This is a genomic window from Albimonas marina (assembly GCF_029223255.1).
Classification (GTDB): domain Bacteria; phylum Pseudomonadota; class Alphaproteobacteria; order Rhodobacterales; family Rhodobacteraceae; genus Albimonas.
Window position 1 is genome coordinate 226,203 of the sequence record NZ_JARHUC010000003.1, and the last position, 22,110, is coordinate 248,312.

21 protein-coding genes are annotated in these 22,110 nt (G+C 74.0%); 10 read left to right on the forward strand and 11 right to left on the reverse strand.

The features are described 5' to 3' along the window. Window positions 1-7 precede the first annotated feature (7 nt). Entirely contained in the window at window positions 8-961 is a 954-nt protein-coding gene (gene secF / locus P2H44_RS08630) for a protein translocase subunit SecF (protein WP_275763102.1), read from the forward strand. Between the two features lie 172 nt (window positions 962-1,133). Here secF and P2H44_RS08635 read toward each other — a convergent pair whose 3' ends face one another. Both P2H44_RS08635 and P2H44_RS08640 read right to left on the reverse strand, forming a co-directional pair. Next, on the reverse strand, window positions 1,134-1,745 hold the full coding sequence (locus P2H44_RS08635) for a VPLPA-CTERM sorting domain-containing protein (protein ID WP_275763103.1): 612 nt from the start codon (window positions 1,743-1,745) through the stop codon (window positions 1,134-1,136). 281 nt (window positions 1,746-2,026) lie between these two features. Then, on the reverse strand, window positions 2,027-3,229 hold the full coding sequence (locus tag P2H44_RS08640; protein WP_275763104.1) for a pyridoxal phosphate-dependent aminotransferase: 1,203 nt from the start codon (window positions 3,227-3,229) through the stop codon (window positions 2,027-2,029). 521 nt (window positions 3,230-3,750) lie between these two features. Between P2H44_RS08640 and P2H44_RS08645 the strand changes: the two genes are divergently transcribed. The 4 genes from P2H44_RS08645 to P2H44_RS08660 all read left to right on the forward strand — a co-directional run bounded on the left by P2H44_RS08645 (window position 3,751) and on the right by P2H44_RS08660 (window position 6,120). Continuing rightward, window positions 3,751-4,131 (forward strand): helix-turn-helix domain-containing protein, encoded by a 381-nt coding sequence (locus P2H44_RS08645; protein ID WP_275763105.1) that lies wholly within the window; start codon window positions 3,751-3,753, stop codon window positions 4,129-4,131. 129 nt (window positions 4,132-4,260) lie between these two features. After that, on the forward strand, window positions 4,261-5,184 hold the full coding sequence (locus P2H44_RS08650) for an ROK family protein (RefSeq protein WP_275763106.1): 924 nt from the start codon (window positions 4,261-4,263) through the stop codon (window positions 5,182-5,184). Beyond that, a complete protein-coding gene (locus tag P2H44_RS08655; protein WP_275763107.1) occupies window positions 5,181-5,468 on the forward strand; it encodes an FAD assembly factor SdhE in 288 nt (95 codons plus the stop codon). Before P2H44_RS08650 ends, P2H44_RS08655 begins: the two co-directional genes overlap by 4 nt. A gap of 139 nt (window positions 5,469-5,607) precedes the next feature. Beyond that, window positions 5,608-6,120 (forward strand): MarR family winged helix-turn-helix transcriptional regulator, encoded by a 513-nt coding sequence (locus P2H44_RS08660; RefSeq protein ID WP_462976285.1) that lies wholly within the window; start codon window positions 5,608-5,610, stop codon window positions 6,118-6,120. A gap of 491 nt (window positions 6,121-6,611) precedes the next feature. Here P2H44_RS08660 and P2H44_RS08665 read toward each other — a convergent pair whose 3' ends face one another. The 7 genes from P2H44_RS08665 to lptF form a co-directional block, all read right to left on the reverse strand. Continuing rightward, the gene (locus P2H44_RS08665) at window positions 6,612-7,535 is read right to left on the reverse strand and encodes an aminotransferase class IV (RefSeq protein ID WP_275763109.1); all 924 of its coding nucleotides are present in this window, start codon (window positions 7,533-7,535) and stop codon (window positions 6,612-6,614) included. A 171-nt stretch (window positions 7,536-7,706) separates the two neighbouring features. Beyond that, complete coding sequence (gene rsmA / locus P2H44_RS08670; RefSeq protein WP_275763110.1) at window positions 7,707-8,561, reverse strand: 16S rRNA (adenine(1518)-N(6)/adenine(1519)-N(6))-dimethyltransferase RsmA; 855 nt, start codon at window positions 8,559-8,561, stop codon at window positions 7,707-7,709. Next, the gene (pdxA, locus tag P2H44_RS08675; protein ID WP_275763111.1) at window positions 8,558-9,604 is read right to left on the reverse strand and encodes a 4-hydroxythreonine-4-phosphate dehydrogenase PdxA; all 1,047 of its coding nucleotides are present in this window, start codon (window positions 9,602-9,604) and stop codon (window positions 8,558-8,560) included. Before pdxA ends, rsmA begins: the two co-directional genes overlap by 4 nt. Beyond that, window positions 9,588-10,547: a peptidylprolyl isomerase gene (locus tag P2H44_RS08680; RefSeq protein WP_275763112.1), complete on the reverse strand. Its 960-nt coding sequence runs from the start codon at window positions 10,545-10,547 to the stop codon at window positions 9,588-9,590. The genes pdxA and P2H44_RS08680 overlap by 17 nt, the downstream gene beginning before the upstream one ends. 75 nt (window positions 10,548-10,622) lie before the next feature. Continuing rightward, window positions 10,623-12,935, reverse strand: a complete 2,313-nt coding sequence (locus P2H44_RS08685) for an LPS-assembly protein LptD (protein ID WP_275763113.1) — start codon at window positions 12,933-12,935, stop codon at window positions 10,623-10,625. 52 nt (window positions 12,936-12,987) lie between these two features. Then, the gene (gene lptG, locus P2H44_RS08690; protein ID WP_275763114.1) at window positions 12,988-14,127 is read right to left on the reverse strand and encodes an LPS export ABC transporter permease LptG; all 1,140 of its coding nucleotides are present in this window, start codon (window positions 14,125-14,127) and stop codon (window positions 12,988-12,990) included. Next, window positions 14,124-15,263 (reverse strand): LPS export ABC transporter permease LptF, encoded by a 1,140-nt coding sequence (lptF, locus tag P2H44_RS08695; protein ID WP_275763115.1) that lies wholly within the window; start codon window positions 15,261-15,263, stop codon window positions 14,124-14,126. The genes lptG and lptF overlap by 4 nt, the downstream gene beginning before the upstream one ends. A 443-nt stretch (window positions 15,264-15,706) precedes the next feature. On the opposite strand from lptF, the gene P2H44_RS08700 reads away from it, so the two are divergent. The 4 genes from P2H44_RS08700 to P2H44_RS08715 all read left to right on the forward strand — a co-directional run bounded on the left by P2H44_RS08700 (window position 15,707) and on the right by P2H44_RS08715 (window position 20,528). Next, window positions 15,707-17,197 (forward strand): leucyl aminopeptidase, encoded by a 1,491-nt coding sequence (locus tag P2H44_RS08700; RefSeq protein ID WP_275763116.1) that lies wholly within the window; start codon window positions 15,707-15,709, stop codon window positions 17,195-17,197. 217 nt (window positions 17,198-17,414) lie between these two features. Next, window positions 17,415-17,885, forward strand: a complete 471-nt coding sequence (locus tag P2H44_RS08705; RefSeq protein ID WP_275763117.1) for a DNA polymerase III subunit chi — start codon at window positions 17,415-17,417, stop codon at window positions 17,883-17,885. Window positions 17,886-18,171: 286 nt separating this feature from the next. Continuing rightward, complete coding sequence (locus tag P2H44_RS08710; protein WP_275763118.1) at window positions 18,172-18,981, forward strand: sugar phosphate isomerase/epimerase family protein; 810 nt, start codon at window positions 18,172-18,174, stop codon at window positions 18,979-18,981. A gap of 329 nt (window positions 18,982-19,310) precedes the next feature. Next, window positions 19,311-20,528, forward strand: coding sequence for an amidohydrolase family protein (locus tag P2H44_RS08715; protein WP_275763119.1), 1,218 nt, complete (start codon window positions 19,311-19,313; stop codon window positions 20,526-20,528). A 55-nt stretch (window positions 20,529-20,583) separates the two neighbouring features. Here P2H44_RS08715 and P2H44_RS08720 read toward each other — a convergent pair whose 3' ends face one another. Beyond that, complete coding sequence (locus tag P2H44_RS08720) at window positions 20,584-21,174, reverse strand: retropepsin-like aspartic protease family protein (RefSeq protein WP_275763120.1); 591 nt, start codon at window positions 21,172-21,174, stop codon at window positions 20,584-20,586. 177 nt (window positions 21,175-21,351) lie between these two features. On the opposite strand from P2H44_RS08720, the gene P2H44_RS08725 reads away from it, so the two are divergent. Continuing rightward, window positions 21,352-21,705 carry a cupin domain-containing protein gene (locus tag P2H44_RS08725; RefSeq protein ID WP_275763121.1) on the forward strand — a complete coding sequence of 118 codons (354 nt, stop codon included), beginning with the start codon at window positions 21,352-21,354 and terminating at the stop codon, window positions 21,703-21,705. Window positions 21,706-21,823: 118 nt separating this feature from the next. On the opposite strand, the gene P2H44_RS08730 is transcribed toward P2H44_RS08725, so the two are convergent. Continuing rightward, window positions 21,824-22,075 carry a DUF7218 family protein gene (locus P2H44_RS08730; RefSeq protein ID WP_275763122.1) on the reverse strand — a complete coding sequence of 84 codons (252 nt, stop codon included), beginning with the start codon at window positions 22,073-22,075 and terminating at the stop codon, window positions 21,824-21,826. Window positions 22,076-22,110 lie beyond the last annotated feature (35 nt).

A 22,110-nucleotide genomic window follows, 5' to 3' on the forward strand; every position in this document is an offset into this window, starting at 1 on the left:
GGGAACGATGCGCCTCAAGCTGGTTCCCGAGGAGACGTCCTTCGACTTCATGTCGCTGGGCAAGTGGGCCGCGGGCCTGTCGGTGGCGGGAATCCTCGCCTCGATCGTGCTGGTGGTCGCGCTCGGTCTGAACTTCGGCATCGACTTCCGCGGCGGCACGATGATCGAGGCCCGCACCCAGCAGGCCGCCGACATCGGCGCGATCCGCAACGTGGCGGGCGGCCTCGGCCTCGGCGACGTGGCGGTGCAGGAATTCGGCGAGCCCAACGACGTCCTGATCCGGGTCGAGACCCAGCCCGGCGACGGCGACGCGCAGATGGCGGTGGTGGGCCAGGTCCAGACCGCCCTCTCCGCCGCCTTCGAGGGGATCGAGTTCCGCCGCGTCGAGGTGGTGGGGCCCAAGGTCTCGGGCGAGCTGATGTTCGACGGCGTGCTGGCGCTGACCCTCGCGATCGGGGCGATCCTGATCTACATCTGGCTGCGGTTCGAATGGCAGTTCGCCCTCGGCGCGGTGATCGCGCTGGTCCATGACGTGCTGCTGACCATCGGCGTGTTCTCGATCGTGCGGCTGGAGTTCAACCTCTCGATCATCGCGGCGCTGCTGACCATCGTGGGCTACTCGCTCAACGACACGGTCATCGTCTTCGACCGCGTGCGCGAGAACCTGCGCAAGTACAAGCAGATGCCGCTGGCCGGCGTGCTGAACCTGTCGATCAACGAGACGCTGTCGCGCACCGTGATGACCTCCGGCACCACGCTGCTGGCGCTGGTCGCCCTCTACGCGCTGGGCGGCGAGGTGATCCGCGGCTTCACCTTCGCGATGATCTGGGGCGTGGTGGTGGGCACCTACTCGTCCATCTTCATCGCCGCCTTCTTCCTGCTGAAGCTGGGTGTGAAGCGCGACTGGTCCAAGCCCGAGAAGGACGCCAAGGCCGGCACCCAGTTCGGCGCGCAGGTCTGACGCCTCCGCGCCGGGGCGCCCGCCTCCGACGATCCCCAACGCCCCCGCGCCCCGCCCGGCGCGGGGGCGTTTTCCGTTTCCGCCCGGCCCGAAACGAAACGGAGCGGCCCGTTGGGGGCCGCTCCGTCCTGCGTCGAGCGGCGGGCCGCCGCCCGCCTCGTCGTCCGGGCCGTCAGGCGCTCCGGCGGCGGCGCCGCCGCGCCGACACGCCGACCAGCGCGCCCAGCCCGGTCAGGACCAGCGGCGCGGCCGCCGGCAGCGGAACCGACGCGCTCACGCCCGAAACGGTGATGTCGTCCAGCGCGAAGCCGCTGCCGCCGATCGAGAAGGTGAACGTGTCGAACGCGTTCGTGGTGCGGAACGCGATGTGCGCGAGGTCGGCCGCTTCGCCGGCCAGAACCTGATCGGAGCCCGAGTAGCTGTCGACCGGGTTCGCCCCAAGAAGGAACGAGGCCGCGACGGTGCCCCCCTGGTCATGCCAGCCGATCCCGATCTCCGTGATCGGCGCGGCGAAGGTCAGCGTCACCGACGCCAGCAGTCCGAACGCGCCGGGATCGATCAGGACGATGTCGCCTCCGCTGTTCAGGGTCAGCGCCCGGCTGGAGAAGGTCCGGGGGTCGTAGGTGTCGCTGGAGTCGAGGGTTCCGGTGATCGACACGATCCCCAGCGCCGAGAAGATCGGATCGCTGATGCCGATCGTGCCGACGGGCGCGGAGTTGAAGTCCTCGGTATAGGGCGAGGCGATGTCGCCGGCGTCGATCACCGCGACGGCGGCGGCTTTCATGGGCGCGAACGCGGCGCCGGCCGCGAGCGCGAGGGACAGTGTCGTTCGGATCATGGCAGGGTCTCACGAACTCATATTGTGAACGCAGAATGAAAGCGTTACGGATCGTTCACTTATTGGCGAGTCCGTTCGTCCGATCAAGGGTTTTCCCGTCAGGATTCGGCGGCGGGGGGCGCAGCGGACCGGTCCGACATGAAAAAGGGCGTCCCGAAGGACGCCCTCGATCTGCGGCGGGGTCGGGGTCGGGGGCTCTTCGCCGCCCGACCGTCTCGGCGGCGATCTTACTTCAGCGCGCCGCAGAAGCGGCGGATGCGGTCGCAGGCCTCTTTCAGCGCCTCGTCCGAAGTGGCGTAGGAGGCGCGGAAGCAGGGGCCCGAGCCGAAGGCCGAGCCCTGCACCACGGCCACGCCCTCGGTCTCGAGCAGCTCGGTCACGAAGTCCTCGTCGGTCTCCAGAACCTTGCCCGACGGCGCGGTCTTGCCCATGCAGCCGGCGACCGAGGGGTAGACGTAGAACGCCCCCTCGGGCTCGGGGCACTCGATCCCCTCGCACTGGTTCAGGGCCGAGACCACCAGGTCGCGGCGACGCTGGAAGGCGACGCGGCTCTCGTCGATGTAGTCCTGCGGCCCGGTCAGCGCGGCCAGCGCCGCGTGCTGGGAGATCGAGCAGGGGTTCGAGGTCGACTGCGACTGGATCTTGGCCATCGCCTTGATCAGCGGCTCGGGCCCGCCGGCATAGCCGATCCGCCAGCCGGTCATCGCGTAGGCCTTCGAGACGCCGTTGCAGGTCAGCGTGCGGTCGTAGAGGCCAGGCTCCACCTGCGCAGGCGAGACGAAGACGAAGGGCGGGTAGACGATATGCTCGTACATGTCGTCGGTCATCACCCAGACGTGCGGATGTTTCATCAGCACGTCGGTCAGCGCCTTCAGCTCCGCCTCGGTGTAGCCCGCGCCCGAGGGGTTCGAGGGCGAGTTGAAGATGAACCACTTGGTCTTGGGCGTGATCGCCGCCTCGAGCTGCTCGGGCGTGATCTTGAAGTTGGTCTCGATGCCCGCCTCGATCGCCACCGGCTCGCCGCCGGCCAGCAGCACCATGTCGGGATAGCTCACCCAGTAGGGCGCGGGGATCAGCACCTCGTCGCCCGGGTTCAGGGTCGCCATCAAGGCGTTGTAGAGCACCTGCTTGCCGCCGGTCGACACGGTGATCTGCGCGGGGGTGTAGGTCAGGCCGTTCTCGCGCTTGAACTTCTCGCAGATCGCCTGCTTCAGCTCGGGGATACCGTCGACCGCGGTGTACTTGGTCTGGCCCGCGTCGATGGCGGCCTTGGCGGCGTCCTTGATGTGCTGCGGCGTGTCGAAGTCAGGCTCGCCGGCGCCGAGGCCGATGACGTCCTTGCCGGCGGCCTTCAGCTCACGCGCCTTGTTGGTCACGGCGATGGTGGCGGAGGGCTTCACGCGGGCGAGGCTGTCGGCGAGAAAGGCCATGATGATGCTCCCGGGTGTTGGATTTCGCCCCTCGTTGGGGCGTCGGTCTGATAGGCCCGCGGGCGCGGCAGGGCAAGCGAAAGCCGGCCGGAAACGCCGTTTCAGGGCGCATTTCCCTCGATCCGGGCGCCGCGGCGGCGCCGAGGGCGGCCCGGAAGGCGCCCGTCGGTCGCCGCGGGCCCCGCCGAGATCCGCCCTTGGCCCGGACCGGCGCGGGCCGGCGGCCCCGCGTCCGGCGACGGCCGGCCCGGAAGAATCGCCGTCCGCCGCGCGACCCACGGCGCGCTCGTCGCCTCCGCGCCTGCGATTGGCCGCCGACCGATGGCGTGGGCGATCTCGATACCCGTTGCCGCTCCGCCCCCAATCGCTCATCGCGGGGCAGGGGGCGCCCCCTCCCGCGCCCCTGCGCCGCTTTCGCGCCCCAGGGCGTCGGGGGCCGGCGCGGGTGCGACCTTGGGTCCGGTGCAGATTGGGGCCAAGGGGGCCGAGTCTCCCGGCCGGCCCCGAGGGAAGGAACGACCATGACCGACGACGACTATTACAGCGACGAGGCCGCCACCTTCGGCGACCGCCTCGCCGCCGCGCGCGAGGCGCTGGGGTTCAGCCAGGCGCAGCTCGCCTCCCGCGCGGGCGTGCGCCTCTCGACGATCCAGAACTGGGAGGGGGACCGCTCCGAACCCCGGGCCAACAAGCTGCAGATGATCGCGGGCATCCTCAACGTCTCGATGATCTGGCTGCTGACCGGCCAGGGCGAGGGCGGCGTGACGCCCGAGGGCGAGGGCGACGGCGAGATCAAGGGCGTGCTGGCCGAGCTGCGCGAGATCCGCGTGGCGCAGCGCCGCCTGCTCGACCGGCTGGGGCGGCTGGAGAAGCGCATCCGCGAGAGCGGCGCCTCGAGCTGAGACGCGGCGGGGCCGCGACGGCCCCCGTCCCCCGCCGGAGCCCCGCGCGCCCGGCCTTGCCTGCGGGCGGCGCCTCGGCTACCCCGACCGGACCCCGGCGCCGCGTTCCGGGGGGCAGGGAGGCCGCGCATGCGCATCGGGATCGACTTCGGCGGAACCAAGATCGAGGGCCTCGCGCTCGACCCCGCGGGCGCCGAGCTGGCCCGCCTTCGCGCCCCCACGCCGCGCCACGACTACGCCGGCACCGTGCGCGCCATCGCCGAGCTTGTCGCAGCGCTCGAGGCGCGGACCGGCCGGCGCGCGCCGGGGGTGGGCGTGGGCATTCCCGGCTCGCTGTCCCCCCGGGACGGCACCGTGCGCAACGGCAACGCCACCTGGCTGCTGGGCAAGCCCTTCGACCGCGACCTGGCGCAGGCCATCGGCCGCCCCGTGCGCATCGAGAACGACGCCAACTGCTTCGCCCTGTCCGAGGCGGTGGACGGCGCCGGCGCCGACGGCCGCGTGGTCTTCGGCACGATCAACGGCACCGGCGTCGGCGGCGGCCTGGTGGTCGACCGCCGCCCCTGGGGCGGGCGCAACGGCATCGCGGGCGAATGGGGCCACGTCCCCCTCCCCTGGGCGCGGGGCGACGAGCATCCCGGCCCGAAATGCTGGTGCGGCCGCCAGGGCTGCCTCGAGGTCTGGATCTCCGGCCCGGGGCTCGAGGCCGACTTCGCCCGCACCGTGGGCGCGGGCGAGGGCGACGGCCCCTCGGCGCGCGAGCTGGTGGAGCTCGAGGCCGCCGGCGACCCCGACGCCGAGGCCGCCTTCGCCCGTCTCTACGACCGCTGGGGCCGGGCGCTGGCGCTGCTGGCGGGCATGGTCGACCCCGACGTGATCGTGCTGGGCGGGGGCCTGTCGAACCTGCCCGACGCGCCCGAACGCGCCCGCAAGGCGATGCTGCCCTACGTCTTCTCGGACGTGGTCGAGACCGAGGTGCGCCGCGCGGTGCACGGCGACAGCTCCGGCGTGCGCGGCGCCGCCTGGCTCTGGAACGAGGAGGATCCCCGATGACCCCGACCGCCCCCGCCGCCGGCGTCTCTCCCGACCGCGAATCCCGCCTGCGCCGCCTGAAGGTGCGCGGCTGGCGGCGCGGCATGAAGGAGATGGACCTGATCCTGGGCCCCTACGCCGACGCGCTGCTCGACGGGCGGACCGAGGCCGATCTCGATGCGCTCGAGGCGCTGATGGAGGAGAACGACCAGGACCTCTACCTGTGGGTCTCCGGCGCCGTCGAAGGCCCTGCAGAGCACGCCCCGGCGCTGGCGGCGCTGCGCCGCTTCCACGACCTGGGCTGAGGCCCGGCTGCGGGCGGGCGGCCGCCTGAACACGCGCCGCCGCGTTAACCTCGTGTTTCGCTTTTGCGCTCAATTTCCCCCCGAAGGTTCACATCGGGAGAGTCGAGCGATGGCGAAGGCGGCTCAGGCGGCGAAGCCCATGGCGGGCGTCGGGTCCGGCGGCGCGGTTCGGGGGGATGCGGTCGACGCCGCACCCTACCAGGAAAGCTACCTCGACCTGCTCTCGAAGGTGGAGCGTCTGCACCGCCTCCTGCTCGACGTGGTGAAGGACGAGTTCGAGCGGCTGGGCCTGCTCGACATCAACGCCGTCCAGGCGCTGCTCCTGTTCAACATCGGCGACGCCGAGGTGACGGCGGGCGAGCTGAAGACGCGGGGCTACTACCAGGGCTCCAACGTCTCCTACAATCTCAAGAAGCTGGTCGAGGCGGGCTACCTCCACCATGAGCGCTCGGAGGTCGATCGCCGTTCGGTCCGCATCCGCCTGACCGACCGCGGCCGCTTCATCCACGACACGGTCTCCGAGCTGTTCTCCCGCCACGCCCGCGCCCTCGCCGACGACGCCATGGCCGGCCAGGCGCGCCTGCCCGACGCCAACGACACGCTCCAGCGGATCGAGCGCTTCTGGATGGACCACATTCGCTACATCTACTGAGCCGCCCGCCCCCCGCGGGGGGGCGCCGCGGCCGACGTTCCGCCCGGCCGTTCCCTCGCGCCCGCGGCGCAGGGCCGGCGAAGCGCCCGGGGGCGCCGTCTCCCGCCGCCGGTCGTGGAGAGATTCGGGCGCTTCGGGCGGAGACGCGGACGGGGGTCGGAGGCATGCGTCGCTCGCCATTCATCCCACGCCCGGGCGCCGAGGGTCCTGCGCCTCGCGCCTTTGGACCGAAGCCATGCGCCCTGGGCCACTGACCTTGCAACTGCGAGCACGAACCCTGCCTTCCGGGCCTGCATCGCTTCCGGCATCAGGCGTGCGGCCTCCAGGGGCCGGCGCCGCCCGTCCCGCGACCGCGAAGCGCAATGCGCGACGCTCCGGGCATCGAACGCCCCACGCGCCCGTCGGGCATCATCCTCCAGCCGAGCGCGGCAAGGCCTTGCGGCCGCGAACGGTCCGCTCGGCCTCCCTGACGATTCTGCGTCGCGGCCGCTTCAGGCCGGCTCCTCCGCCATCGAGTAATCCACCGGCGTCGCGTGCCAGCCCTGCGCCCGCTTCTCCCAGAACAGGTCGTGCAGCCGCATCGAGATCGGGCCCGGCCGGTCGTTGTTCATCCGCCGCCCGTCGATCCGGCTCGCCGGCATGATCCCGCCGGCGGTGGTGCAGGTGAAGATCTCGTCGGCCGCGCGGAACTCCTCGACCGGGATCGCGCGGACCTCGAGCGGCAGGCCCAGCTCCTCGCACAGCTCCATCACCGAGCGCCGGGTGATCCCGTCGAGCCCGCCGCGCACCGGCGTCGCCACCACCCCGTCGGTGATCGAGAAGACGTTGAACCCCGGCCCCTCGGTCACGTTCCCCTCGCGGTCGGGCAGCACCGCGTAGTCGGCCTCGACCTCCAGCGCCTCGAACTGGGCGCGGGTCATGTCGCCCCAGTGGAAGTTCTTGGCCCGCGGCTCCACGCTCTCGGGCGGGATGCGCCAGGTGTCGGAGACCATCAGGTGCATCCCCCGCGCCATCATCTCGGGCGGCGCCAGCGTCACCCAGGGGATCGCGAAGGCGACGACATAGGGCCGCACGAAGGCCGGGTGGCGCGGCTGGCCGGGCGCAGGCGCGCCGCGCAGGCACTCCATCGAGACGTAGGCCTCCCGCAGCCCCGACATCGCCACCACCCGGTGCAGGATCGCGCGCAGGTCCGCGTCGCTCTCGTCCGGGCTCATGCGCAGCTCGGCGCGCGAGGCCGCGAAGCGTTCGAGATGGTCGTCGAGGCGGAAGAAGCTCCCCTCCCACACTCCCACCACGTCGTAGGTCACGTCCGAGCGGCGCCAGCCGAAATGGGTGACGGGGATCGCCGCCTGCGCGACGGGCATGTAGCGCCCGTCCACGTAGGCGGCGCCGGCGGCGTAGGGGTTGGCGGACATGGGCGGATCTCCGGGCAAGGGCGCAGGCCCCCACCTCGCCCCCTCCGCCCCCCGCAGGTCAAGCCCGACCGCGCGCGACGAGGTCCGCGAGCCTCCCGCGCCCGCCCGAGGGCCGCGCGTCTGCGCGGACCCGAGAGGAAGGACCGCCCGCGGAACGCGGGCGCCGCTGGATCAGCCGGCCTCGGCCGCCGCCAAGGCCCGGGCCAGCGCGCAGAACTGCGCCAGCGAGACGTCGTCGGCCCTCAGCGTCTCGGTCACGTCCGCGGCCTCGCACAGGGCGGCGGCGGCGGGGGTCGCGGTCTTCAGCGACTGGCGCAGCATCTTGCGGCGCTGCCCGAAGGCCGCGCCCACGACGCGGTCGAGCATCCGCGGCTCGGCGGGAAAGCGCGGCTCGGGCAGGGGGCGCAGCACCACCACGGCCGAATCCACCTTCGGCGGCGGGGTGAAGGCGCGGGCCGGCAGGTCGAAGGCGACCTGCGCCTCGCAGCGCCACTGCGCCAGCACCGACAGCCGCCCCCAGGTCTTGGAGCCGGGGCCGGCGACGATCCGCTCGGCCACCTCCTTCTGGAACATCAGCGTCAGGCTCTCCCAGCCCGGAGGCCAGCTCGGCGGCGTCAGCCAGCGCACCAGAAGCTCGGTGCCCACGTAGTAGGGCAGGTTCGCGACCACCCGCCAGGGCGCGCGCATGATCTCGGCGGCCTGCACCTTCAGCGCGTCGCCCTCGATCACCTCCAGCCGCCCGCCATGGGCCGCGGTCACCTCGGCCAGCGCCGGCAGGCAGCGGGGATCGCGCTCCACCGCCACCACGCGGGCCGCGCCCTCGATCAGCAGGGCGCGGGTCAGGCCGCCGGGGCCGGGGCCGACCTCGAACACCTCCACCCCCTCCAGCGGCCCGGCGGCGCGGGCGATGCGGCGGGTGAGGTTGAGGTCGAGCAGGAAGTTCTGGCCGAGGCTCTTTTTCGCCGCCAGCCCGTGCGTCGCGATCACCTCGCGCAGCGGCGGCAGCCCGTCGGGCGAGCCGCTCACGCCCCCGCCCCCATCCGCGCCGCGGCCATCGAGGCGGCCAGCCGGATCGCCTCGACCAGCGAGGTCGGGTCCGCCAGCCCCTGGCCGGCGATGTCGTAGGCGGTGCCGTGGTCGGGCGAGGTGCGCACGAAGGGCAGGCCCAGCGTCACGTTCACCCCGCGGTCGAAGTCCAGCGCCTTGATCGGGATCAGCGCCTGGTCGTGATACATGCATACCGCCGCGTCGTAGCGCGCCCGCGCCCGCTCATGGAACATCGTGTCGGCGGGCAGGGGGCCGGCGAGGTCGAAGCCCTCGGCCCGCAGCCGCTCCAGCACCGGGGCGATCACCTCGATCTCCTCGCGCCCCATCGCGCCGCCCTCGCCCGCGTGGGGGTTGAGGCCGGTCACGGCGATGCGGGGGCGGGGCAGGGCGAAGTCCTGGACGAGGCCCGCGTGCGTGATGCGGATCGTCTCCTCCAGCAGCTCCGGCGTCAGGGCGGCGGGCACGGCGGAAAGGGCGATGTGGATGGTCACCGGAACCACGCGCAGCTGCGGCCCCGCCAGCATCATCACCGGCCGGGCGACGCCCGCCAGCGCGGCGAGGAACTCGGTATGTCCCGGAAAGGCGAAGCCGGCGCCGTCGTAGAGCGCTTTCTTGTTGATCGGGCAGGTCACCACCCCGCCCGCGCGGCCGGCGCGCGACAGGGCGACGGCCTCCTCGATCGCGGCGACGACCATCGGCGCGTTCTCGGGCGCGGGGCGCCCAGGAAGAGGCGGCACGGCCAGAGGACGATGCAGGACGGGCAGGGCGTGGGCGCAGAGCTCGGCCGTCGCCTCCTCGGGCGCCGCGATGCGGTGCACGGGGCCGTGGGCGGCGGCGTGGTCGGCGTCGCCCAGCAGGAACATCGGCGCGGCGCCGCGCAGGCGCGACCAGGCGCCGGCGGCGATCTCGGCGCAGATGCCGGCGGGGTCGCCGCAGGTCAGCGCCAGCGGCGGGACCGAAGCATCGCCCCCGGCCGCGGGGGACGGCTCGCCCCCCGGCGCGGGGTCAGCGCCGCTCGACATAGGCCCGGGCGCGCAGCTGCTGCAGGCGCCCCTCGGCCTGGCGGGCCAGGCGACGCTCCAGCATCTGGGCGCGCACCTGCTCGCGGTCCTCGGGGGTGATCTCGCGCGGGGTCTCGCGGCGGTCGAACACTTTCAGCACCACCACCGCGCCCTGCGCGGTCAGCGCGTCGGTGACGCCGCCGACGGGCAGCTGGGCGAGGATCGAGGTCAGCGCCGGCGGCAGCTGCGAAGCCGGCACCCAGCCGATCCGCCCGCCCTGCGCCGCGGTGCGCGAGCGGCTGCGCGCGCGGGCCATCGCCTCGAAGTCCGCGCCGGCGCGCAGCTCCTCGACCCATTTCTGGACCTCGGCGCGCTTGCCGACCGGATCGCCCTCGTCGGGCACCGCGATCTCGCCCATCGAGTAGTCGACGGTCTTGTCCAGGCCCGCGGCCTCGATCTCGGCGTCGACCTCGGCCTCGGTCACCTGCGCGCCGGGCAGGAAGTCGCGGCGCACCACGGCCGACCACAGCAGCTCGGTCTCCACGAACTCCCGCGCGATGGGCAGCGAGATGCCGGCCCGGCGCAGGCGGGTTTCGAGCGCGGCCGGCCCGTTCACCCCCAGCGAGGCGGCGAAACGGCCCAGCGCGGCCTCCACCTCCTCGGGCGCGACGGAGACGCCGGCGGCGTCGGCCGCGCCGCGCTTCAGGCGATCGTCGATCACCGACTGCAGCGCCGTCTCCCGGTCGGAGGAGCCGGCGCCGGCAAGCGCGATCAGCTTCTGGCGCTGCTCGACGTCGAAATTGGTCACCGCCTTGCCGTTGACGAAGGCCGCCGCGGCGAAGGCGTCGGGGGCCGACTGGGCCGTGGCCTGCGGCGCGCCGGCGCAAACCAGCGCCAGCGCGGCGACGAAGCCGGCCAGCAGAGCGCGCGCGGCGCCGCGGGGGCGGGTCGTAGTGGTCGTCATTCGGGGTTCCTCAGCCATGCGCCACCCTTGCCGCAGCCGGGCGCGCCAGTCCAGCCCGCATGGGCCCGCGACGGTCTACTTGACGCCGCCCGAAAGCGGCCCGGCGGTGTCGAACACCGGCGCGCAGGCCCCGGCCTTCGGTCCCGGCGCGCCCGCTCCGCCCAGCGCCCACAGGTTCACCCGCGCGCCGAAATAGGTCGAGGCGGGCACGTCCACGGTCGAGGTGAAGTGCCGCCCGACGTAGAAGGCCACGTCGACGCACTCGTTGGCGTAGCCCACCAGCGCCTCGGTCTCGACCCAGCGCTCGTTCTGCAGGTCGCGCTGCAGCTCGCCGCCCACGTACCAGTTGCGCGAGACGGCGAGGCGCGCCTCGGCCGCGACCTCGTGCCGGTCGATGGTGGTCACCGCGTCCTGCGCCAGCCACACGTAGGAGCCCGCCAGCTCCAGCCGCCCGAAGTCCAGCGAGCCGTAGACCTCGTTGCGGTTGAGGTCCAGGTCGTCGCCCACGCGCACCCGGTGGGCGAGCTTCACGAGGTCCGGGATCTCCAGCGCCCAGGCGCCCACCCAGTCGGATTCGCGCTTGTTCAGGCCCACCCCCTGGGGGAAGGAGCCGATCTCCTTGGGCCGGAACACCCGCCCCGCCGCGGCCGCGAGGCGCGAGCCGTCGTCGCCGACGCGCGCATAGCGCAGGCCCACGTTCAGGCGCGGCCCCTCCTCGAACCCGTCGTAGCCGGCATGGCGGCGCACGTCGAACAGCGAGGTCTCGTCGAACTCGACCACCTGGCTGTCCTCGTCCGGGAAGGGCGGGACGTCGGAGAAATAGGGCGCGGCCACACCCTGCACGATCGGCTCCAGCACATGCGTCGCGGCGCCGGGCCCCAGCAGGGGGGAGAGCAGGTCGCCCCCCTCGTCGCGCCGGATCAGCGGATAGCGCGCGTCGAGCGCGGCGAGGGGCGCGAGGCGCTGCTCCTCGTCCGGCACGCCCGGGGCCTCGTCGTTCAGCCGCCAGACGTCGCCGCGGATCGCGCCGAAGGCGGTCAGCTGCACGCCGCTGTCGGTCAGCCACTGCCGCTCGACGTCGACGCGCCCGAAGCCGTGCACCGTGTCCTGGCCGTCGGTGCGCTTCAGCGCATAGCCCGACAGCGACATGCCCAGCTGCGTGCCCATCGGCCCGTCCCACACGCGCCGCCCCTCGAAGACGGGCAGCGCCATGGGGATCTGGCCGAAGGGCTCGTTGTCGCGCAGCGACTGGAAGCGGACCAGCGAGACCTCGCCCCAGCCCTTCGCGTCCGAGCCGCGCACGAAGGCCTCGGACTCCAGCCGGTCGTCGTTGGTGAACTCGTAACGGCGCAGGTAGCCGTCGTCGGAGGCCTGCTGGAGCGAGAAGCCCGCCTCGATCCCCCCGCCGTCGAGCTCGGTCAGCCGGTAGAGGCCCTGGCCGAAGATGTGCCCCCGCCAGTCGTCCGACCCGTCGTAGTCCTGCTGGGTCACCGAGCCCTGCAGCGCCAGCGACCCGCGCTGGAAGGCCCGGCGGAACTCGCCCTCGACGATCAGCCCGTCGTCGGTCATCGCGTAGGGCGTGATGGTGGCGTCGGTCTGCTCGTCGATCACCCAGTAGTAGGGGACCTTCAGCGCATAGCCGAAGTTCGAGTTCTGCAGGTATTCCGGCGGCAGCAGGCCCGAGGCGCGCTCCAGCGTCGGGTCGGGGTGGCGGAAGTAGGGGGTCCAGGCCACCGGCACGCCGAGGACGTCGAAGGTCGCGTCCTCGTAGTGGACGGTGCGCGCCTCCTCGTCGTGGACGATGCGGCTCGCGCGGATGCGCCACAGGGGCGTGGGATCCTCGGGGCAGACGAGGCAGGGCGAGAACACCGCCCGGGTCAGCACATTGTAGCGCCCGTCGATGCGCCGGCCCTCGTTGGCGGCGAACTTCAGGTTCTCCTGCATCACCGCCTGGGCGCCCTGGATGATGCCGTTGCGCAGCTGGGTGTCGAGCTCGGCGGTCGAGGCAAGGATCGTCGCCCCCTCCGGCCCGCGCAGCACGATGGGGCCGTCGGCGGTCAGGCGGTCGAATTCGCGCATGTAGACGATGCGCGAGGCGGTCAGCGTCCGCTCGCCGTAATAGACCTCGACGTTGCCCTCGGCGGTCAGGGTGTTGGCGGCGTTGTCGTATTCGACCCGGTCGGCGACCAGCGAGACGGGCCCCTGGTTCGGCTGGGCCGCCACCATCTCCGACAGCGAGCCCTGGGCCTGCGCCGGCCCGGCGGGCGCGGCCAGCGCCAGCGCGGGGGGCAGCAGCGTCGCGGCCAGAAGGGCGCCGCGCGCCTTGCGCGCGGAACGGCGGCGGGCGCGCGGGGCGGGACGGTCGCTCAGGGTGTCGCGGGACGGCACGGGGTCGGGAACTCCGGATCGGTCGCCGGGCTGGGCCGGCCGCCCCCCTCCTTTAGCCGTCCTCAAGATGCAGGAGCAAGCCGAGGGCGAGCAACGTCATCGCGACCGGCGGGATCCAGGCCGCCAGCGGGGCCGCGATCGCCCCCGATCCGCCGAAGGCCTGGGTCACGTTGGCGAGGAAGAAATAGGCCAGCCCCGTGCCGATCGCCCCCAGCGCCATCAGCCCCAGGCCGCCGAATCGCACGTGGCGCATCGAGAAGGCCGCCCCGATCAGCACCATCGCCGGCAGCAGCAGCGGCAGCGCCAGCTGCGCCTGCCAGTGCATCCGGTGACGCGCGGCCGAGACGCCGGCCGCCTCCAGCCCCTTGATGAAGCCGGGCAGCGCCCAGAACGAGATCGTGCCGGGGGAGGCGAAGCTCTCCAGGATCTGGGCGCGGGTCAGGTCGGTGGGCAGGGTCAGCTGCTCGAGGTCGGTCCAGCCCATGGCGGGGACGGAGTCGAGGTCGCCCGGCGCGCCCCGCGCGGGCGCCGCCGACTGGTCGAGGTCCCACTCCCGCACGTCGTAGAGGACCCAGCGCCCGGGCTCGAGCACCGCGCGCGCCGCCTCCACCCGCGCGGTCAGCCGGTCGCCCGCGGCGAAGCGGAACAGCGTGACGCGCCACAGCAGCGTGCCGTCGCCGTTGGCGCGCTGGGCGTGGACCACGGTCTGCCCCTCGCCGCTCGCCTGGCGCAGCCACAGCCCGTTTCCGGAGACGGACAGCAGGCTCGCGCGGTCCTTGATCCAGCGCGCCTCCTGCCGCTCGAACCGCTGCAGCAGCCCGGCCGAGAGCGGGTCGAGCACCGAGAAGGCCAGCACGCCCCCCAGCGCCGCCGCCCCCACCGCCGGCGCGATCAGCCGCCAGACCGAGACGCCCGCCGCCCGCGTCACCACCAGCTCCGACGACCGGGCGAGGCGGGCGAAGCAGGTCAGCGCCGCGATCAGCGTCAGGAACGGCAGGATCTCCATCATCAGCGAGGGCGCGTGCAGCAGCGACAGCTCCAGCACCTGCTCGAAGCTGGTCGAGGTGCCGGCGGAGCGGCGCATCTGCTCCACCAGGTCGACCATCACCACCAGCAGCAGCACCGCCGAGAAGGCCGCGACGAAGGCCCCCACGAAGCGCCGCATGACGTAGAGCGAGAGCGTGCCGATCATGACGCCTCCGGGCCGGGCAGGGGGGCCTCGGCCGGCATCTGCCCGCGCCGCTTGGGCAGGCCGCGCCACAGCACCAGCAGCGCCAGCGCCGCCCCCAGCAGGGGGACCAGGTACATCAGCGGCCAGGCCATCAGGAAGGAGGAGGTCGCCGACTTCGCCGCCACCCCCAGCAGCCGGCACAGCGCCGCCAGCGCCACCCCCGCCGCCAGCCGCTTGCCGTAGCCGCGCCGCCGGAAGCCCGGCCCCAGCAGGGCCGCCATGGCGATCAGCGGCAGCGCCACGGCGTAGAGCGGGGCCGAGAGCTGCTCATGCCCCTCGGCCACGAACTCGTCGGGCTCGCGCCCGTCCAGCATCGCCACGCTCGGGGCGATCAGGTCGAAGAAATAGTACTCCGACGGCTTCAGCCGCCGCGAGTCGCCCGTCTGCATCAGCGGCGCGAGGTCGTAGACCAGCTTGTCGAAGGCGAGGACCGAGAGGGTGCGCTGCTCGCGGTCGTAGCGCTGCACCGCGCCCTCGAACATCACCAGGCGCGGCCCCGCCTCGGTGCGCACAAGGGCGGCGCGCTGGGCGGTGTAGGTCGCCCGCGCGTCGTCGTCGCGGTCGTCCTGCACGAACAGCCCCGCCATCTGCCCGTCGCGCCCCGCGCGGCGCACGTAGACGGTGACGTCGTCGGCGGGGTTGAGGAACTCGCCCTCCCGCAGCAGGGCGCCGGCGACGTCGGCGCCGGCCTCGGCCATGCGGTCGCGCAGCTCCCGGCTGGCGGTGGGCATCAGGTAGAGGGTGACGACCGCCATCGCCGCCATCACCAGCAGGCCGAAGAGGAACACGGGCCGCGCGAGGCGCAGGCGCGACATGCCCGCGGCCATCAGCACCACGACCTCCGAATCCTGGAACATCCGGTTCAGCGCGTAGAGCGCCGCGGCGAAGGCCGCGACCGGCAGGATCATCGAGATCACCACCGGCAGCAGCAGGGCCGCGAACTGCAGGAACACCGCCGCCGACTGGCCCGAGGCGACCACCGTCTCGATCACCCGCAGCGACTGGGTCAGCCAGACCAGCCCCAGCAGCACGAGGGAGAAGAGCCCGAAGGGCCCGAGGATCTGGGAGATCACGTATCGGGAAGCGGTTCCACGCATGGGCGCGAACATGCGTCGCCCGCGGGACGGAGGCAAGCGACCCGCGATCACGCCCCGCCCCCGGTCCGTGATCGGCGCCGCGCGCAGGGGCTCGCCGGAGGTCCCGCGGCCCCTGCGGCCGACGGGCGCCGGTCCCAGCCGTCGCGCAGGCGCCGCGTCGCCCGTCGCGCTCGTGGCCGGCCCCCCGCCCGCGGCGCGTCCCGGCCTCGCCGCCCGGGGCGACCGGGTCCCGCCGCCCCCGCCCGCCCCGGACGCCGACGCCCGCCGCGCGCCGCGGGCGGGGCGGAGGCGTCCCACGGGACGGCCGACGCGGCGCCTGCGCGACGGCGGGCGCCCTCTCCCGCAGCGACGTCGCGCCGCGACCCCGCGGCGCTGGCAAGCGGACGCGCCCGGGGCTAGGTCTGGGGCGACGTCATCGCAAGAAGCGCCGGGGAGGGCCGAAGATGAGCGCGCCGATCGAGATCGAGTTCGAGACCGAGGAAGAAGGCGCCCTGGCCGCCGCAGGCGGAACCGTCGTGGTTCTGGCGCTGGGCCCCGAGGGCCTCACCCCCGCCGCCCAGGCCGCCGACGCCGCCCTGTCGGGCGGCCTGACCCGCGCCGTCGCCGCCGCCGAGTGGAAGGGCAAGCCCGGCGACATGATCCGCTTCCCCGCCCCCGCCGGGCTCGCCGCCGACGCGCTGCTGCTGGTCTCGCTGGGGGCCGAGCCCTCGGTCGAGGACGCGCGCAAGGCGGGCGGCGCGATCGCCGCCGCCGTCGCGGGCAAGGCCGCGAAGAAGGGCGTCTCGATCTTCGCCGGCGGAACCGGCGCGCCCGAGATCGCCGCCGCCGTGGCCTTCGGCCTGGCGCTGCGCGGCTACACGTTCGACGTCTACAAGACGGGCGAGGACGACAAGGCCGTGCGCGGCGAGGCCACGATCTACGCCGACGCGCCCGAGAAGGTCTCCCGCGCCGCGCGCGACGACATGGCGGTGGCCGAGGGCGTGTTCTTCACCCGCGACCTGGTCAACGAGCCCGCCAATGTGCTCGGCACCGAGGAGTTCGCCGCCCGCCTCGCCGCCATGGGCGAACTGGGGCTGGAGGTCGAGATCCTCGAGGAGGCCGACCTCAAGAGCCTCGGCATGCGTGCGCTGCTGGGCGTGGGCGAAGGCTCCTGCCAGCCCTCCAAGGTCGTGGTCATGCAGTGGAAGGGCGGCGGGGACGAAGCCCCCGTGGCCCTCGTCGGCAAGGGCGTGGTCTTCGACACCGGCGGCATCTCGCTCAAGCCCGCGGGCGGCATGGAAGAGATGACCATGGACATGGGCGGCGCCGGCGTGGTGGCGGGCGTGATGCGCGCCCTGGCCCTGCGCGGCGCCAAGGCCAACGTGGTCGGCCTCGTGGGCCTCGTCGAGAACATGCCCGACGGCAAGGCGCAGCGCCCCGGCGACATCGTGAAGTCGATGAAGGGCGACACGATCGAGGTGATCAACACCGACGCCGAGGGCCGCCTCGTCCTCGCCGACGTGCTCTGGTACGCGCAGGAGCGGTTCAAGCCCGCGGTGATGATGAACTTCGCGACCCTGACGGGCGCGATGATCATCGCGCTGGGCCACCAGTACGCGGGCTATTTCGCCAACGACGACGCCTTCGCCGAGGAATTCGGCGCGGCGGCGAGGGCGGCGGGCGAGAAGGCCTGGCGGATGCCGATGGACCCCGCCTTCGACAAGCAGATCAAGTCGCGCCTCGCCGACATCAAGAACACCGGCGGCCGGCCCGCGGGCTCGATCACCGCGGCCCAGTTCCTCAAGCGCTTCGTCAAGGACGAGGTGCCGTGGATCCACGTCGACATCGCCGGCGTGGCGCTCCTCTCCGAGGCCACCGACCTCGCCCCTCGCGGCGCGACCGGCTGGGGCGTGCGGGCGGTGGACGCGCTGGTGAAGGGGCGCGAGAAGCGCTGAGGCCCCGCCCTCCGGGGCAGGGCGGTGGTCCCGGGGGGCGTCGAGCCCCCCTCGACCGCGCCGGGCCTGTCGAGCCCGGCCAGCCCGCATCTGACGGAGCGCCCGGCCGGCCTGCATCTGGCGGAGCGCCCGGCCGGCCCGCAACGAACGACGCGCCCGGCCGGCCCCCGCCGTCCGGGGCGCCCCGCGCGGCGAAGATCGAGAAGGCGGACCGAGGATGGCCGAGGCCTGGTTCTACCACCTGACCGACATCGCGCTCGAGGCGGCGGCCCCCGACATCCTCGAGAAGTGCCTCTCCCGCGGCTGGCGGGTCTGCGTGCGCGCGGGCTCGACGGCGCGGGTCTCGGCGCTGAACCGCCACCTGTGGGTCTGGCGCGAGGAGTCCTTCCTCCCCCATGGCGCCCCCGAGGACGGCTACGCCGAGGCCCAGCCCATCTACCTCACCGCGGGACGCGAGACGCCCAACCGCCCCGACGTGCTGATGCTGGTCGACGGCGCCGCCCCCGACGTGCCGGAGTTCGCGAACTTCGAGCGCGTGGTGCTGATGTTCGACGACGCCGACGCCCCCGCCAAGGACCGCGCCCGCGCCGCCTGGCGCGAGGTCTCCTCGACCGGCATGAAGGCCGTCTACTGGGCCCGGGACGGCGGCCGCTGGGTGAAGCGCGCCGAGAGCGGCGGCGGCGCCTGAGCCGCCGGACGCCTCCGCGGCCCCCTGGCCCCCTGCGCATCTCCACGCCCCGCAGCGTCGTCTCCCGCGGCGCTCGCCCCCTCTGAGCTCCCCGCTCCGGCGCAGGCGGCGCGACCTGCGCCGACTCTCTCCCGGCCCCCGGCCTGCGCTCCGTCTCGCGTCCCGCGCCGCGCCGCCCCGTCGCCGGATCGTCGCGCCCGCGTCATCCGCCCGTCGCGCAACGGCGTCGATATCCGCCCGCGAAATCCGCCACACTGCGCCCACCCGAATCCCAGGAGCCTGCGCCATGACCCTCGTCCTCGGGGCCGCGATGATGACGGCCGAGATCCCCGACCACGTCGACTGGCTGCGCGAGCGCGACCGCGACCTCGAGATCCAGGACTGGTTCCTGCCCGCCGCGCTCGAGGATCCCGCGCCGCTGGTCGCGGCCGCGATGAAGGCGCTCGACGGTTGGTCCGGGCGCCTGGGCATCCACGGGCCCTTCTTCGACGTGAACCTCGCCGCCTTCGACCCCGAGGCCCGCGACTTCGCCCGCCGCCGCCTGCTGCAGGGGCTGGAGGCGGCGGGGCGGCTGGGGGCGACGCAGATGGTCGCCCACTCGCCCTTCTCCGCCTGGCACCACGACAACCTCCCCCTGATGCCCGGCGGGCGCGAGGGGCTGATCGCGCGCGCCGCCGAGCTGCTGGCCCCGGTGCTGGCGCGCGCCGAGGAGCTGGGCGTGGAGCTGGTGATCGAGAACGTCGAGGACCTCGACCCCGCCGACCGCGTCGCGCTGGTCGACGCGCTGGCGCCGGGGCCGGCCTGGGTCTCGCTCGACACCGGCCACGCCGAGTATGCCCATGTCGCCCGCGGCGGGCGGCCGGTGGACTTCCACGTCCTCGCCGCCGGCGCGCGGCTTCGCCACGTGCACCTGCAGGACGTCGACGGGGCCGGCGACCGCCACTGGGCGCCCGGCCGCGGCCGCATCGCCTGGGCGCCGCTGTTCGAGGCGCTCGCGGCCCACGCCCCCGAGGCCCGCCTGATCCTCGAGCTCAAGGACCGCGCCGACCTGCCCGAGGGCGCGCGCCACCTGACCGGCCTCGGCCTCGCCGTCTGAGCGCCCGGCGCAGGCGCGGCCGTCCGCTTGGCCGCGCGGCGCCCTCTCCCCGACGACGCAGGCGCCGCGTCGGCCGTCGCGCCCCGCCCGCAGCTTCCGCCCGCGGCGCGGGGCGGGCGGGGTCGCCTGGCGCCGGCGTCTCCGACCGGCGACCGGGGGGCCGGGCGCCGACCTCCGCCGCGCGCCGCGGGCTCAGGGCGTCGGCCGGGCGCGCGGGTCGACGCGGCGCTCCCGCCGCGGGACGCCGCCGCCGCTCCTCCCGGTTCCCTCTCCCGCGGCTTCCCTCTAGCGTGGCGCCCGCCCTTCCTCCCAGCCGCCGGAGCCCCTCCGTGACCGACCTGCTCATCGAAAACGCCCTGCTCCCCGACGGGACCCGCGCCGCCGCCATCGCCGTGAGCGGCGGGCGGATCGAGGCGATCCTGCCCCCGGGCGCGCCCCGTCCGCAGGCGGGCGAGACGGCGGACGTCGGCGGCCGCCTCGTCGCGCCGGGCTTCGTCGAGGGGCACATCCACCTCGACACCTCCTTCTGGGGCGACGCCTGGTTCCCCTACAAGCCCTGCACCGACGGCTTCGACGTCCACGAGCGCGTGGCCTTCCAGCACGAGAACCTGGCCGAGGCCGCGCCGCTGGCCGTGCGCGCGCGCAACCAGCTCGAGCTCTGCCTCGCGCAGGGCTCGACCCGCATGCGCAGCCACGTGATGATCGACCTGACCGTCGGCCTGGGCCACGTCGAGACGCTGCTCGCGGTGCGCGAGGAATACGCCGGCCTCATCGACCTCCAGCTCTGCGCCTTCCCCCAGAACGGCATCCTGCACTCGCCCGGCGTGGCCGAGATGATGGACGAGGCGATGGGCATGGGCTGCGACGTGGTCGGCGGGCTCGACCCCGCCACCTTCGACCGCGACGTCGAGGGGCACCTGAACGTCGTATTCGAGATCGCCGAGCGGCGCGGCGCCCCCATCGACATCCACCTGCACGACCACGGCACGCTCGGCGTCTTCGAGATCGAGCGGATCTGCGAGCGCACCGTCGCCGCCGGGATGCAGGGGCGCGTCGGCGTCTCCCACGCCTACGGACTGGGCGACGTCGATCCGGGCGCCCAGCGCAAGGCGGCCGACCGGCTGGCCGCGGCGGGGGTGGCGATCATGACCACCGCCCCCGGCGCGCACGGCTTCCCGCCCGTCGCGATCCTGCGCGAGGCGGGGGCGACGGTCTGGTCGGGCTGCGACAACATCCGCGACAGCTGGTCCCCCTACGGCGACGGCGACATGCTGGGGCGGGCGCAGATGATCGGCTACCGCTCCGGCTTAAGGACCGACGCCGAGCTCGCCGCCGCCTTCGACATCGTCACCGAGGCGGGCGCGAAGGTCCTGGGCCTGACCGACTACGGCCTGCGCGCGGGCGCCGCGGCCGATTTCGTCACCATCCCCGCCGCCCACGTGCCCGAGGCGGTCGCCGGCGCCCCCGGGGGCCGCGAGGTGTGGAAGAACGGCCGCCGCATCGCCCGCGACGGCCGGCTGCTGCCGGAGCTCTCCCGCCTCGGCTGAGCGCGCGGCCGGGCCCCGGCGCCTCCGGGCGCCGGGCTCGCCCGGCCGTGGGGGATCAGGGCGTGAGCGTCATCCGGTCGCCCTCCACCGTCACGCGGGAGAAGCGCTCGAGGAAATCCATCCCCATCAGGGAGGAGAACAGGTCCCCCTCCGAGACCGAGGCGCGGAAGCGCTGCGCCTCGACGTCGCCCAGGCGCAGACGCTCCAGCCGGATCGGGGCCAGGCGCACCTCGCCGTTGGCGGTCTTGGCGCGGCCGGAATAGACGAGGTCCCCCGGGTCGAAGCCCGCGCGCCGGGCGTCGGCGGCGGTCAGCACCACGCCCGAGGCGCCGGTGTCGACCATGAACACGATGTCGACGTCGTTGACCTCGGCGCGCACCCGGAAATGCCCGTCGGGGCTGCGCGGGGCCACGATCTCGCCCGCCGAGGTCACCCGCGAGGGCGCCGAGGAGAACGAGGCCGCCAGATCCTCGCGCAACCCGTAGACGGCGACGAAGCCGATGAAGATCAGCCCCCACAGCAGCGCGTCGCGCAGCCCCGTCCCCATCCGCCCGCGATAGACCGTGGCCACGCCCGTGACGACCACCGCCAGAAGCAGGACCAGGTAGACCAGGCGCTCCAGCGCGATGCCGTCGAATGCGTCCATGCGGGAGAATGTCGGGTGCGCGGCGCCCGAAGGCAAGCGCGCTGCGCGCGATGGCGCGCAGGCGCCCGCCCGGCCCGCGATCCCCACGCTTCCGCGGGCGGCCGCGGGGGCATAGACTTGGCCCCCCGCGGCGGCGCGCACCCGCGACGCGGCGGCGAGGGACAGGGGAGGATCGGAATGCAAGGTCTCAAGCGCGTGTTCGAGGCGCTGCCGGCGCTGACGCCCATCGCGGGCGCGACGCTGCGCCGGATCTCGGGCGAACAGGCGATGATCCAGCACGCGATCGTCGAGAAGGGCCTGTCGCTGCCGCCCCACAGCCACCCCAACGAGCAGTTCACCATCGTGCTCTCGGGCCGCCTGCGCCTGACGGTGGGCCATCCGGGCGAGACCACGGTCTACGAGGTCGGCCCCGGCGACCTGCTGCACCTGCCCGGCGGCGTGCCCCATGCCATCGAGGCGCTGGAGGATTCGGTCGCCCTCGACGTCTTCGCCCCGCCCTCGGAGACCACCGGCCTCGACGCCAAGAGCTGACGGGCGCGCCCCGGGCCCCGGGCGCCGCGTCGCCCGCGCGCCCGGCCGGACCGTTCCGCCCGCGGCGCGGGTCGCCCGGGGCGCCGGGCCGGACCCGCGCCGGCCGCCGCCGCCGCGCTCAGCGGCTGCGCAGCGCCTCGATCAGCTCGGCCTTCTTCATCGTCGAGCGGCCGGAGACGTCGAGCTCGCGCGCCCGCGCCCTCAGCTCGTCCACGGTCCAGTCCTCGTAGGGCGGCGCCTTGCCGCCCCTGGCCGAGGGCTTGTCGCCGGCGGCCTTCGCGTTGGCGATGCGCGCCGCCTTCTCCTTGCTCGCGCCCTCCTCGCGCAGGGCTTCGTAGGTGCTCTGGTCCTTGATGCTCGATCGCGCCATCGGGGCCTCCTGTCCGGCGATCCCCCCGGCGGATG